General features: G+C 70.7%; 11 protein-coding genes. 3 read left to right on the forward strand and 8 right to left on the reverse strand.

Annotated features, from left to right (window positions below; genetic code table 11):
- Nucleotides 1–21: 21 nt before the first annotated feature.
- The gene (locus AB0B94_RS32190; protein WP_357289438.1) at nt 22–1,617 is read left to right on the forward strand and encodes an NAD(P)/FAD-dependent oxidoreductase; all 1,596 of its coding nucleotides are present in this window, start codon (nt 22–24) and stop codon (nt 1,615–1,617) included.
- A gap of 96 nt (nt 1,618–1,713) precedes the next feature.
- Here AB0B94_RS32190 and AB0B94_RS32195 read toward each other — a convergent pair whose 3' ends face one another.
- Nucleotides 1,714–3,294, reverse strand: a complete 1,581-nt coding sequence (locus AB0B94_RS32195; RefSeq protein WP_091400310.1) for a Rieske 2Fe-2S domain-containing protein — start codon at nt 3,292–3,294, stop codon at nt 1,714–1,716.
- A 198-nt stretch (nt 3,295–3,492) separates the two neighbouring features.
- Here AB0B94_RS32195 and AB0B94_RS32200 point away from each other — a divergent pair, with 198 nt between their 5' ends.
- Nucleotides 3,493–3,714 carry a DUF2631 domain-containing protein gene (locus tag AB0B94_RS32200; RefSeq protein ID WP_036412111.1) on the forward strand — a complete coding sequence of 74 codons (222 nt, stop codon included), beginning with the start codon at nt 3,493–3,495 and terminating at the stop codon, nt 3,712–3,714.
- A gap of 88 nt (nt 3,715–3,802) precedes the next feature.
- Here AB0B94_RS32200 and AB0B94_RS32205 read toward each other — a convergent pair whose 3' ends face one another.
- From AB0B94_RS32205 to AB0B94_RS32215, 3 genes are all read right to left on the reverse strand, one after another.
- The gene (locus AB0B94_RS32205; RefSeq protein WP_357289442.1) at nt 3,803–4,981 is read right to left on the reverse strand and encodes a DivIVA domain-containing protein; all 1,179 of its coding nucleotides are present in this window, start codon (nt 4,979–4,981) and stop codon (nt 3,803–3,805) included.
- A 31-nt stretch (nt 4,982–5,012) separates the two neighbouring features.
- Nucleotides 5,013–6,170, reverse strand: a complete 1,158-nt coding sequence (rlmN, locus tag AB0B94_RS32210) for a 23S rRNA (adenine(2503)-C(2))-methyltransferase RlmN (protein WP_091400305.1) — start codon at nt 6,168–6,170, stop codon at nt 5,013–5,015.
- Nucleotides 6,171–6,274: 104 nt separating this feature from the next.
- The gene (locus AB0B94_RS32215) at nt 6,275–7,666 is read right to left on the reverse strand and encodes a phosphatidate cytidylyltransferase (protein ID WP_357289447.1); all 1,392 of its coding nucleotides are present in this window, start codon (nt 7,664–7,666) and stop codon (nt 6,275–6,277) included.
- A 382-nt stretch (nt 7,667–8,048) separates the two neighbouring features.
- Here AB0B94_RS32215 and AB0B94_RS32220 point away from each other — a divergent pair, with 382 nt between their 5' ends.
- The gene (locus AB0B94_RS32220) at nt 8,049–8,492 is read left to right on the forward strand and encodes a hypothetical protein (RefSeq protein ID WP_357289451.1); all 444 of its coding nucleotides are present in this window, start codon (nt 8,049–8,051) and stop codon (nt 8,490–8,492) included.
- 52 nt (nt 8,493–8,544) lie between these two features.
- Here AB0B94_RS32220 and frr read toward each other — a convergent pair whose 3' ends face one another.
- From frr to rpsB, 4 genes are all read right to left on the reverse strand, one after another.
- Nucleotides 8,545–9,102: a ribosome recycling factor gene (frr, locus tag AB0B94_RS32225; RefSeq protein WP_088946658.1), complete on the reverse strand. Its 558-nt coding sequence runs from the start codon at nt 9,100–9,102 to the stop codon at nt 8,545–8,547.
- An 83-nt stretch (nt 9,103–9,185) separates the two neighbouring features.
- Nucleotides 9,186–9,953: a UMP kinase gene (pyrH, locus tag AB0B94_RS32230; protein WP_030487501.1), complete on the reverse strand. Its 768-nt coding sequence runs from the start codon at nt 9,951–9,953 to the stop codon at nt 9,186–9,188.
- Between the two features lie 161 nt (nt 9,954–10,114).
- On the reverse strand, nt 10,115–10,942 hold the full coding sequence (tsf, locus tag AB0B94_RS32235) for a translation elongation factor Ts (RefSeq protein WP_357289456.1): 828 nt from the start codon (nt 10,940–10,942) through the stop codon (nt 10,115–10,117).
- 134 nt (nt 10,943–11,076) lie between these two features.
- A complete protein-coding gene (gene rpsB / locus AB0B94_RS32240) occupies nt 11,077–11,979 on the reverse strand; it encodes a 30S ribosomal protein S2 (RefSeq protein WP_357289459.1) in 903 nt (300 codons plus the stop codon).
- Nucleotides 11,980–12,382: the final 403 nt, after the last annotated feature.

Consider the following 12,382-nt stretch of genomic DNA (forward strand, 5'->3'; position numbering starts at 1 on the left):
GGCGGACTAGGCTGCCGCGGCATGAGCAGTGAGATTCCGGCCCGCGCCGACGTCGTGATCGTCGGTGCCGGGCACAACGGTCTGGTCTCCGCAGTCCTGCTGGCCCGGGCCGGCCTGGACGTCCTCGTGCTGGAAGCCGCCGACGTGATCGGCGGCGCGACCCGCACCGAGAACCCGTTCCCGAAGGTGCCGGGGCTGCGCCACTCCACCGGGTCGTACCTGCTCGGGCTGATGCCCCCGGAGCTGCTCGCCACCCTCGACGTACGGATTCCGGTGCTGCGCCGCGACCCGCACTACTTCCTCCCCACCCCGGGCGGCCTCGGCTCGCCGTACCTGCTCTTCGGCAGTGACACCGCTGCCACCCGGGCGCAACTCGCCGACTTCTTCTCCCCCGGCGACGTGGCCGCCGACGACGCCATGCAGGCCGAGTTGGCCGCGCTGCGGGAGGACCTCGCCCCGGCCTGGCTGGCCGAGCCGCTGAGCGTCCAGGAGACCGCCGAGCGGCACGTCCGCCCCGCGTTGCGCCAGGTCTTCGTCGACCTCGTGCAGGGTTCGGTCGCCGACTACCTGGCCCGGTTCGAGTTCCGCTCCGAACTGCTGGTCAGCATGTACGCGGTGACCGACGGCCTGTCCGGGCTCAACGCCGGTCCGGACGACCCCGGCACCGGCCACAACTTCCTCGTGCACAACATGTGCCGGCTGCCCGGCTCCGGTGGCACCTGGATGATCGCCGAGGGCGGGATGGGCACCGTCTCCCGGACCTTCGCCGAGGCCGCGCGCGCCGCCGGGGCCAGGATCCTGACCGGTACGCCGGTGCACGCGGTGACGCTGGACGGCGGCGCGGCGAGCGGAGTGGTGCTGGCCGACGGTCGGGAGGTCGGCGCCCGGGTGGTGCTCGGCGCGTGTGACCCGTACCGGTTGATAAACCTGTTGCCCGACGGCGCGCTCCCGGCGCGGCTTGGCGAACGGATGGCGGCGGTCCGCCGGCCCGGCACCACCCTCAAGCTCAACCTGGCGCTCACCGGGCTGCCGCGGTTCTCCTGCCTGCCGGACGGCACACCGAGCCCGTTCGGCTCGACCATCCACCTGCTGCCCGGGTCGGCATCGCTGGTCGGCGGGGCGGAGGCGTCGCCGATGACCGCGCTGCGCGCCATGTGGGCGGACGTGCAGGCCGGGCTGCTGCCGGCGGAGCCCACCATCGAGTGGTACCTGCACACCACAGTCGACCCGTCGCTCTCCGACGCCGCCGGGCACCACTCGTCGGCGCTCTTCGTCCAGTCCGTCCCCTACGAGTTGGCCGGCACCACCTGGGACGCGGAGCTGCCCGGTTACGTCGACCGGCTGCTCGGGATCGTCGAGCGGTACGCCCCCGGCACCGCCGACCTGATCGCCGACGCGGTGCCGCTGCCGCCGCCCGGCATCGAGGAGCACTTCGGCATCACCGGTGGGCACATCCACCACGTCGACAACACCGCCTCGTTCACCGACCGGATGCCCTACGCCACCGGCGTCGACGGTGTGTACGCCGGCAGCGCCGGCTGCCACCCGGCCGGCAGCGTCATCGGCGCGGCCGGCCACAACGCCGCCCGCCGCATCCTCACCGACCTGGGCCGCTGACCCAGACTCCCGCGATCTTGCACTTTCGGACGCCGATACGGGTGGTATGCCCCGCTCAGGCGCGACAGCAAGTGCAAGATCGCGGTGGTGAGGGGGTCAGATCACTGCCTCGCCCGCCGGGGCGGGGGTTTCCGCGTCCACCCGGTGGGCTCGCACCTTGTGGCCGACGCTGGTCAGGCAGCGGCCGCTGGGCAGGTCGAAGCGCCAGCCGTGCAACTGGCAGGTGAGCTGGTCGCCGTCGACAATGCCGAAGCGGGTCAGATCCGCCTTCAGGTGCGGGCACCGCCGCTGCACCACCCAGTCGCCCAACGTGATGTCCTCGGCGTCGGTGCTGCGCTCGTGCTCGTCGTACCAGCCCTCGGCGTACTGGAGCCGCTCCTCGGAGAGGCACTTGAAGAACGCGTAGACGAACTCGTTGTACTGGCCGATCCGGGCCGCCGAGAACCGGCAGGACAGGAAGAGCGAGTTGACCCAGTCCACCTCGTCGATGAAGAGCAGGTGCTCGATCAGCGACCGCTCGGTCCGGAACCGGTAGCGCACCTTCTCGTCCGCGTACGGCCGGACCTCCTTGCCGGGGAAGTCCACCACGATCGACTCGACGCTCTCGCCGTCATACCCCACCAGGTCGAAACGGACCGGACCGCCGACCCCCTTGGCCAGGTAGATCGACTCGTCGAGCAGCGGCTCGATCCGACGCTTCATCTCGCCGAGCACGTCCACCTCGGGGTGCCGCCAGGACGCCTTCTCCGCCTCGATGATCGGGCGCTTACGCTCCCGCATCTCCTCCAGGTGCGCGACCTTGTTGGCGAAGAACTCCTGCACCGGCACTGGGTGGGTGGTGCTCGCTCCCTCGGTGGTGACCTCGGCGACGCTGCCCGGCAGCAGCACGATCCCGTTGGTGCCACCGACCTTGGCGTACTCCGACAGGAAGACGGACTGGTCGGGGAAGATGTTGCCCTCGTCGCCATGGATGTCGTTGAACTGCCACAGGGCGTCGTCGAGGAAACACGGCGGGCCGGCGATCGGGAAGACGTGCGACGCCTTCAGGTCGTCGATGTACCGCCAGGTCCGGTCGAACTGCCGGTCACGCTTCTGCTTACCGAACGCGGTCTTCGCCGCCTGCGGCAGTTCGTAGACCATCGGGTACCAGATCGCACCGGAGAACTGGAGCAGGTGCGCGTGCACGTGCCCCAGCTCGGCGAAGACGCTCAGGTCGGTGGGGCGGGCGTCGTTCTGGTTGAGCAGCCGCACGCCCTCGTACTCGACCCAGAGCGAGGAGTCGCCGATCGGCCCGTCGGTCGGGCTGGTCAACGCCTGAATCATGATCTTCAGGCCGCCGGGCAGCTCCACCACCTGCTCGTTGGGCGCCTTCAGGAACTTGGTGAAGCCCAGCGCCCGGAACTCGTCCTCCATCTCCGAGGTGGGGAACTCGGGCAGCAGGACGGTGGCGTCCTTGGAGACGAAATCGCGCAGGTGCTTCGCGTCGAAGTGGTCCCGGTGCAGGTGGGAGACGTACAGGTAGTCGACCTGGCCCAGGCTCTCCCAGTCCAGCAGAGAATTGTCAGGGAACGGGAACCACGACGCGAAGTAGGCCGGATTCACCCACGGGTCGCACAGGATGCTGCCCGCGGCCGTGTCGATCCGCATGCTGGCGTGCCCGGTTCCGGTCACTCGCACCGCACAGTCCCCCTCAAACAGACAATCAGGTGTACGCCAAACGCTACCGGAGCGAGTCTGACCGCCGCCCCGCGACGCCGGTAGTGCCATCCAGCCCAGGTGGGGCAGGGCCGATGGCCAGGAAACCCCCACCCCACCGCACCGCGTACGAGGCGTGCCAGACTAACCAAAGATCCGATCGCGAGGGAAGGACCGACAGTGGCAGGAAGCGAGCCGGTAACGTCGCCAGACCAGCACAAGCCCGGGCACCGCAAGGCCGGGCAGATCGGCGCCGTGCTGTCCGCACTGGCGCTGCTGGCGATGATCTGCGGCAACCACGAGGGCAGGGTCGAGGACATCTGGCTGATCGGCCTGGCCGCGCTGCTGCTGATCATCGTGATCGGCGACATCGTGTTGCGGCGCAGCGGTCTGCGCTCCTGACCCCGCCCCACCGCCGGACGACCGGCCGACGTACGCCGAGGGCCCGCCCCCACCCGGGGGACGGGCCCTCGTCCGTATCGCGTCGGGGTCAGCGCCCGAAGAGGATGTCCTGCACGTCCTTGAGCGCGGCGTCGACCTCGGCCTCGAAGTAGCCACCCGGCACCAGGCCGAACCGGAGCGTGTCCAGGTCCTTCGGGTCGACAGGCATCGGGTTGCGGCGCTGCATGCCACCGAGCAGGGTGTCGAAGAACCGGTCCACCTGGTCGGGGTCGTACCCGCTGCCGAACCGGCGCACCTGGAAGCTACGACGGATCTGGTCGACCCGGTACAGGTCGCTGCCGGGCGGACCGGCCATCGGCGGACCACCCATCGGCGGACCACCCATCGGCGGGCCGCCCATCGGGGGGCCGGCCACCGCGGGCGGACCGGCCATCGGGGGGCCACCCATGCCCTGCTGCGGCAGCGGAGGCGGACCGGCCGGACCACGGCGCATGTCGCGCAGATCCCGCTCCGGCATCCGGATCTCGGCCGTCATGTCGGCGCGACCGTGCCGCCCGGCCTCGAAGCCGTCGAAGCGCGGCTCCTCCGGCGGCGGCGGATAACCACCGGGCGCGCGCTGGTCGTCGGCGCCGTACCCGCCGCGCTGATCATCCGGACCGTAGCCACCGGGTGAGCGCTGGTCGTCCGGCGGGCCGTACCCGCTGGGACCGGCGGGCAGGCCGCGCTGCGGCATGCCGTGGCCACCCATCGGGCCGGGGCCCATCTGGCCACCGGGGCCCATCGGGGGGCCGGCCGGGCCACGTGGCGCGTCGTAACCACCGCCGCGGGGGGCGTCGTACCCACCGGCGAAGGCACCGGTCGGCTCGTCGTAGCGCCCGTAGGGCGGGCCGGCCTGCGCGGGCATCGGCCGGGGCGGCATCGGCTGCGGGACCATGCCCCGGTCATCACGCATCGGCGGACCCATCCGGTCCGGTGGGCCCATCCGGTCACCCATCCGGGGGTCGCCACCGCGCCCGGCGCTGTTGCGCTCCTCCAGCTCGGCCAGCTGCCGCTCGACCCGGTCCAGGTGCAGGTCGACCTGCCACTCGTCGTAGCCGTTGAAGCGGACCCGGAAGACGACGTCATGAACCTCCTGGGAGGCCACCGGGGCACCGACCTGTCGGCCGTCGAGCGTCGCCTCGACCCGGTCGAGGAAGGCATCCACCTCGTCGACCTTGTATCCCCGGCGGAGCGCCTTGCGCCGGAAACGCTGACCCTGACTCGCCACTATGTCTCCTGGTCTCGTTCGCCACGCCCGGTCACGCCGGTGCCTCTCCGGCGCGGTCGGTGTTGGTGTCGTTGTCTTCGGCGGCGGCAAGCTGGCCACACGCGCCGTCGATCTCGCGACCTCGGGTGTCCCGAACTGTGGTGGACACCCCGGCGTCGCGCAACCGCCGGACGAACTCCCGCTCGACCGGCTTCGGGCTCGCGTCCCAGCGGCTGCCCGGCGTCGGATTGAGCGGAATGAGGTTCACGTGGGCCAATTTGCCGGCCAGCAGCCGCCCGAGCAGGTCGGCTCGCCACGGCTGGTCGTTCACGTCCTTGATCATCGCGTACTCGATCGACACGCGGCGGCCCGTCCGGGCGGCGTAGTCCCACGCTGCGTCCAGCACCTCGGCTACCTTCCAGCGCTGGTTTACCGGCACGAGTTCGTCGCGCAGATCATCATCGGGCGCGTGCAACGACAACGCAAGGGTCACTGAGAGGTCTTCGCTGGCCAGTCGGTGGATAGCCGGAACCAGGCCGACAGTGGAAACGGTGATGTGCCGCTGGGACAGACCGAGCCCCTCCGGTGCCGGGCTGACCAGCCGACGGATCGCCGCGATCACCCGGTTGTAGTTGGCCAGCGGCTCGCCCATGCCCATGAAGACGACGCGCGACAGCCTCGGCGGGGAACCGGCGACCACGCCGGAGGCCGCCACCCCGGCCATGTACACCGCCTGGTCGACGATCTCCGCCGTCGACAGGTTGCGGGTCAACCCGGCCTGGCCGGTCGCGCAGAACGGACAGGCCATGCCGCAACCCGCCTGGCTGGAGATGCAGACGGTCACCCGGTCCGGATAACCCATCAGCACGCTCTCCACCAGCGCACCGTCGTGCAGCCGCCAGAGCGCCTTGCGGGTCGCGCCGTCATCGCAGGCCAGCTCGCGCACCGGGTTGAGCAACGTCGGCAGCAACTGGTCGGCCAGCCGCTCCCGGGTCGCCGCTGGCAGATCGGTCATCGCCTGCGGGTCGCGGACCAACCGCCCGAAGTAGTGGTTGGAGACCTGCTTGGCGCGGAAGGCCGGCTCCCCCAGCCCGGTGACCAACGCCTGGCGGCCGGCCAGGTCCAGGTCAGCGAGGTGCTGAGGGGGCATGGAGGCCCGGCGCGCGGCGGGGGCGACCGAGATGGCGGGGATCAAGGGCAGGCTCGTCATGGCTGGTCCAGTGTGTCACGCCGCCGGCGGCGGCTGCCGCTCCGGAGGTGTCGAACGGGCCGCGACCACCACAGCCGGATGACCAGGTCGCCGTGATTCATACCTCAGCCCACCACCGGCACGAAGACCGCCAACAGCAGGTAGGCCGTGGGCACGGCGAACAGGATCGAGTCCAGCCGGTCCATCAGACCGCCGTGGCCGGGCAACAGGTTGCTCATGTCCTTCACGCCGAGATCCCGCTTGATCATCGACTCGGCCAGGTCGCCGAGGACCGCCGCGCAGGAGACGGCCACCCCGAACAGCGCGCCCCACCAGGGCGCCACCTCGAACATCAGCCACAGCAGCAACGCCCCACCCAGGGCCGCCGCGGTGACCGAGCCGGCGAAGCCCTCCCAGGACTTCTTCGGGCTGATCGACGGGGCCATCGGGTGACGGCCGAAGGAGACCCCGGCCGCGTACCCACCGGTGTCGGAGAGGACCACCCCGATCAGCGTGGCCAGGATGCGCAGGTGACCGTCGCCGGGGGCCGCCGCCAGCAACGCCGCGAAACCGGCGAGGAACGGCACGTAGACGGCGATCAGGGTGGCCGCGGTGAGATCCCGCTGGAAGCCGGCCGGCCCGTCACCCAACCGCCAGATCATGGTGCCCAGCACTGTGACCAGCAGCCCCAGGCTGAGCGCGTCCGGGCCGGCGTACCAGGCCAAACCCACTGTCAACACGCCGCCGGCGATCAGTGGCACCAGCGGCGGATGCGCACCGCTGCGTCGTACCGCGCGGGCCATCTCCCAGATGCCGACGGCGACCGCGGCGGCGATCACCGGCAGGAACGCCAACGGATAGAAGACCAGCGGCACCACGATCAACGCGCCGAGGCCGAGCCCGACCCCGATCGCCGCGGGAAGGTTGCGCCCGGCCCGCCCGGTGCCCACCTGCTGGGTGGCCGGTCGGTCGAGGCTGGCCCGACGTCGCCCCTTCGACCGTCGACCGGTGGTCGGCTCCGGCTCGGCCGTCGGCTCCAACTCCGGCCCGATCTCGGCCCCGATGGGCGCCAGCTGCGCGGTCGGGTAATCGGTGTCGTCAGGGCGGACCGGCCGGTCGAACGGTCCCGGGCCGCCGTACCTGCCAGGCTCGTCGAAACGCGGGACACCGCCGCGCGGCGGGGCACCCTCCGGACCGGTGGACGTGCGGTCGCCGTACCGGTCACCGCGCCCCCGGTCGTCGTACCGGTCGGGCTGGTTGCGGTCGTCGACGCGCCGGTCACGGTCGTCGAAGCGGTCGTCCGGGCGGACCGGGCGGCCACGCTCGTCGTACGGGTCCGCAGGGTGCGGGTCGGCGTACGGCCGGGCGTGCGGGTCGGCGTACAGCTCAGGGCCGGCGGCCGGACGGCGGCTCCACTGGCCGGCCTCCAGCTCCTGGTCCGGCCAGGGCAGCGCCACCGGGCGCTCCGGCCGGTCCCAGCCGCGAGGCTCGCTGCCGTAGGGGTCGGGGTGGGACATCACGCACCGCGAAGCGGCACGAGAACCACCACATGACGCAAGACCACAAGCATCCCCTACACGTGCGATGTTCCTCCGATTGACCGCCCCGACGGTCGGTCGATCCCCGGTGTTCACCACCCGGTGGCCGGGAATCCTGCCGAGCCTACTGCACACGCCGGATCGGCACGGCGGACGAGGCACGCCCACGGACGGCACCCGGCGCCGCCGGCCCGCCGGCCAGCGACGCACACCCATCCGGTACGGCAGACCGCGGGCGATCCGCAGCCGTCGATCCGACTCGTCCGGTGCGCGATCGAGTACTGAGCGCACCCGCCCGGCGTGGCCCGCTGGTGCCGCGCCGGCGCCAGCCCGCGCTCCGCAACGGGGGAAGGGCACTCACATGTACACGTTCGGTCTCGCGGTGCTGACGGTGGCCGCCATGGTCCTGGGGGCAGGGTCACCGGCCGCCGCCACCACGGCACTGACCAGGATCACCATCGACCGCCACACCAGCGAGCTGTACCCGTTCGAGCCGCCCGTCGGCGAACCGGGAGTGACGTACCCGGCGGCAGCGGTCACCGCCACCGCCAGTAACTGCCCGGCCGGCATCGTCCTCATGTCGGCCTCGCTGGTGCAGGACGGCCTGCCGACCCTCTGGGCCACCGGGGGCCACGGCGCCGGCGAGATCCTCTGCGACGGCGGCGCCGTCGAACTCGGGATGGCGTTCGCCCGGATCGCTCCGGCGCTGCACCCCGGCCGGGCCACCGCCCACTTCTCGCTGCGCGACCCGGACACCGGCGAGCAGTTCGCCGAGAGCACCAGGACCGTCTGGATCCCCTGCTGACCTATGCAACGAGGCCCGCTCCCGACGTCGGGAACGGGCCTCGGAGCACGGGTCACACCTCGAGCAGCTCGGTTTCCTTGTGCTTCACCAGGTCGTCGATGCTGGCCACGTACCGCTGGGTCAGGTCGTCGAGTTCCTTCTCGGCGCGGCGACCGTCGTCCTCGCCGGCCTCGCCGTCCTTGACGATCCGGTCCAGCTCTTCCTTGCCACGGCGGCGGACGTTGCGGATCGCCACCTTGGCCTCCTCGCCCTTGTGCCGAGCCACCTTGATCATGTCGCGGCGGCGTTCCTCGGTCATCTGCGGGAGCAGGATGCGCAGCTGGTTGCCCTCGTTGTTCGGGTTGACCCCGAGGTCCGAGTCGCGGATCGCCTTCTCCATCGCGTTGATCTGCGAGTTGTCGTACGGCTTGATGATGGCCATCCGCGGTTCGGGAACCGCGATGGACGCCATCTGCGTCAGCGGCGTGGGCGTGCCGTAGTAGTCGATGATGACCTTGGAGAACATGGCGGCGTTGGCGCGACCGGTACGGATGGCGCCGAACTCCTCCTTGGCGTGCTCAACCGCACGCTCCATCTTCTCCTCGGCCTCGAGGAGGGTGTCGTCGATCACCGGTCTCCTCGCCTCCTTCTGTGCTCGTGGTGGGCTCTGCTGAAAGTCGTCAGACCGCTGTCGTCGCCGCCGGTCGGCGGGGTTCAGGCGGTGATCAGGGTGCCGATCTTGTCGCCACCCACCGCGCGGATGATGGTGTCGTCACCCTGCGCGCCAAAGACCAGCATCGGCAGGCCGTTCTCCATGCAGAGGCTGAACGCCGCCGCGTCGGCCACCCGCAGGTTGCGGCGCAGCGCCTCGGAGAAGGTGATCGAGTCGAGCTTGCTGGCGGTGGGATCGATCCGCGGGTCGGCGGTGTAGACGCCGTCCACGCCGTTCTTGCTCATCAGCACCACGTCGGCCCGGATCTCCAGCGCCCGCTGGGCGGCCACCGTGTCAGTGGAGAAGTACGGCATCCCGGCGCCGGCGCCGAAGATGACCACGCGGCCCTTCTCCAGGTGCCGGATGGCCCGCAGCGGGATGTACGGCTCGGCGACCTGGGCCATCGTGATGGCGCTCTGCACCCGGGTCTCGATGCCCTCCTTCTCCAGGAAGTCCTGGAGCGCGAGGCAGTTCATCACGGTGCCGAGCATGCCCATGTAGTCGGCGCGGGCCCGGTCCATCCCACGCTTCTGCAGCTCCGCGCCGCGGAAGAAGTTGCCTCCGCCGACCACCACGGAGACCTGCACGCCGCGGCGGACCACTGTGGCGATCTGCCGGGCGATGGCCTGGACGACGTCCGGGTCGACGCCGATCGCGCCGCCACCGAAGACCTCACCGGAGAGCTTCAGCACCACCCGGCGGGCACGCCCCGGCGGCGGTGCCGTCGGATCGTCCAGCTCCAGCGTCCGGTCACTCACAACCTGCGTCATCCGCCCCGCCCTTCCCCACGCGCACGCCCCGTGCGGCGCGTACCGCGAACCTGCCGCTGCCGACCCTATGTGACGAGGAGGCCGCGGTGCCTGTCACGTACACCGGCGGCCTCCTCGTTGACGTCTTCTGCCCACGGGCGCGCGTGGCGCCCGGTGGCGGCTCAGGCCTGGCCGACCTCGAACCGCACGAAGCGGGTGACCTCGATGCCGGCCTCGGCCAGCAGCTGCTTCACCGACTTCTTGTTGTCAGAGACGGACGACTGCTCGATCAGGACGAAGTCCTTGAAGAAGGAGTTGACCCGACCCTCGATGATCTTCGGCAGCGCCGCCTCGGGCTTGTTCTCCTCACGGGCGGTCTGCTCGGCGATGCGCCGCTCGGACTCGACGACCTCAGCCGGAACCTCGTCCCGGGTGAGGTACTTCGGCCGCATCGCGGCGATCTGCATCGCCACACCACGGGCGTCGGCGTCGCCGGCCTCGTCGGTCTTGCCGGTGTACGACACCAGCACACCGACCGCCGGCGGCAGGTCCTGGGCCTTGCGGTGCAGGTAGACGGCGGTGGTGCCCTCGACCCGGGCGAACCGGTTGAGGACCAGCTTCTCGCCGATCTTGGCGGACTGCTCCTGGATCAGGTCCGCGACGACCTTGCCGTCGAGCTCGGTGGCGAGCAGCTCCTCGGCGGTGTTCACGCCAGCGCGCTCACCGTGCTCGACCAGCTGCTGGCCCAGCGCGATGAACGACTCGGTCTTGGCGACGAAGTCGGTCTCGCAGTTGAGCTCGAGCAGCGCCTTGCCGGCGTGGGCGATCAGGCCGTTCGCGGCCGTACGGCCGGCCCGCTTGCCGACGTCCTTGGCGCCCTTGACGCGCAGGATCTCGACGGCCTTGTCGAAGTCGCCCTCGGCCTCGGTCAGCGCCTTCTTGCTGTCCATCATGCCGGCGCCGGTGAGGTCGCGGAGCTTCTTGACGTCCGCGGCGGTGATTTGGGACATGGCTCTCTCTTCGGTGTTGAGACGGCGTGTGGATGGTCAGAGGTGCCGGTTACCCGGATCCGGGCGGATCGTGCCCGGCGTACCGTCGCTGCCCGCCGTTCGCGAAAACGGACGGCGGGGCAGCGACGGTGCGATCACTCCGCGGTCGCGGCCGCCGGCTGCTCGGTGGCGGCCTGCGCCGGCTGCTCCGGGGTGGCGGGCTGCTCGGTGGCGGCAGCGGCGGGCTGCTCGGCCGGGGCGGCCGACTCGTCGGCCTTCTTCGGCTCAAGCAGCTCGCGCTCCCACTCGGTCAGCGGCTCGTCGCTCGCGACACCCTCGGGCTTCTCGTCGTTGCCCCGGCGACGGCCGGAGCGCGCGATCAGACCATCCGCGACGGCGGCGGCGACGACCTTGGTCAGCAGCTCCGCCGACCGGATCGCGTCGTCGTTACCCGGGATCGGGAAGTCGACCTCGTCCGGGTCACAGTTGGTGTCCAGCACCGCGATCACCGGGATGCCCAGCTTGCGGGCCTCGTCGACGGCGATGTGCTCCTTCTTGGTGTCGACGATCCAGACCGCGGCGGGAAGCTTCTGCATGTCCCGCAGGCCACCGAGGGTGCGGGTCAGCTTGATCTTCTCGCGGGAGAGCTGCAGGGTCTCCTTCTTGGTGTAACCGGCGGCGGTGCCGCTGAGGTCACCCAGGCCCTCCAGCTCCTTCATCCGCTGGAGCCGCTTGTAAACGGTCTGGAAGTTGGTCAGCATGCCACCGAGCCAGCGGTGGTTGACGTACGGCTGGCCGACCCGGGTCGCCTGCTCGGCAATCGCCTCCTGGGCCTGCTTCTTGGTGCCGACGAACAGGATGCTGCCACCCTCGGCGACGGTCCCACGCACGAACTCGTACGCCTTCTCGATGTACTCGAGGGTCTGGCGCAGGTCGATGATGTAGATGCCGTTGCGCTCGGTCATGATGAAGCGCTTCATCTTCGGGTTCCAGCGCCGGGTCTGGTGCCCGAAGTGGACACCGCTCTCCAGCAGCTGACGCATGGTCACGACGGCCATGGTTGGGGTACTCCTCAAGGTCCCTGGTTGTCACGCCCGGCCGGTGGCCGGGCGTCCTGGCGCCTGGTCGCCGACCCATGGTGGACCCGATCAAGATCGGGACCAGGGAGGCCGTCGCTCCACGACGATTCGTGAAGAGGGCGCGCGAGGTCGACCGCACGAGGCGGTCGCCAGTTGGCCAGTGTACGCCCCTCACCCGTTCAGCCGCCCCGGGGTGCGCGTGGCGTGCAGCTCCGCCGCTCGCTCGCGCGAGTTGCTTGCTCGCTCGCGCGCCGGCGCGATCGCGGGCGCTGCCGGGAAGATCGCGCTGGTTCGTGGAAATAGTGGCCTCCGCGTCGTCGGAGGCCACTATTTCCTGGTTGTTGTCCGAATCATCAGCGCGCACCCGGCCGCTGGCGGGCCG

This window comes from Micromonospora sp. NPDC048986 (assembly GCF_040649335.1).
Lineage (GTDB): Bacteria > Actinomycetota > Actinomycetes > Mycobacteriales > Micromonosporaceae > Micromonospora > Micromonospora alfalfae.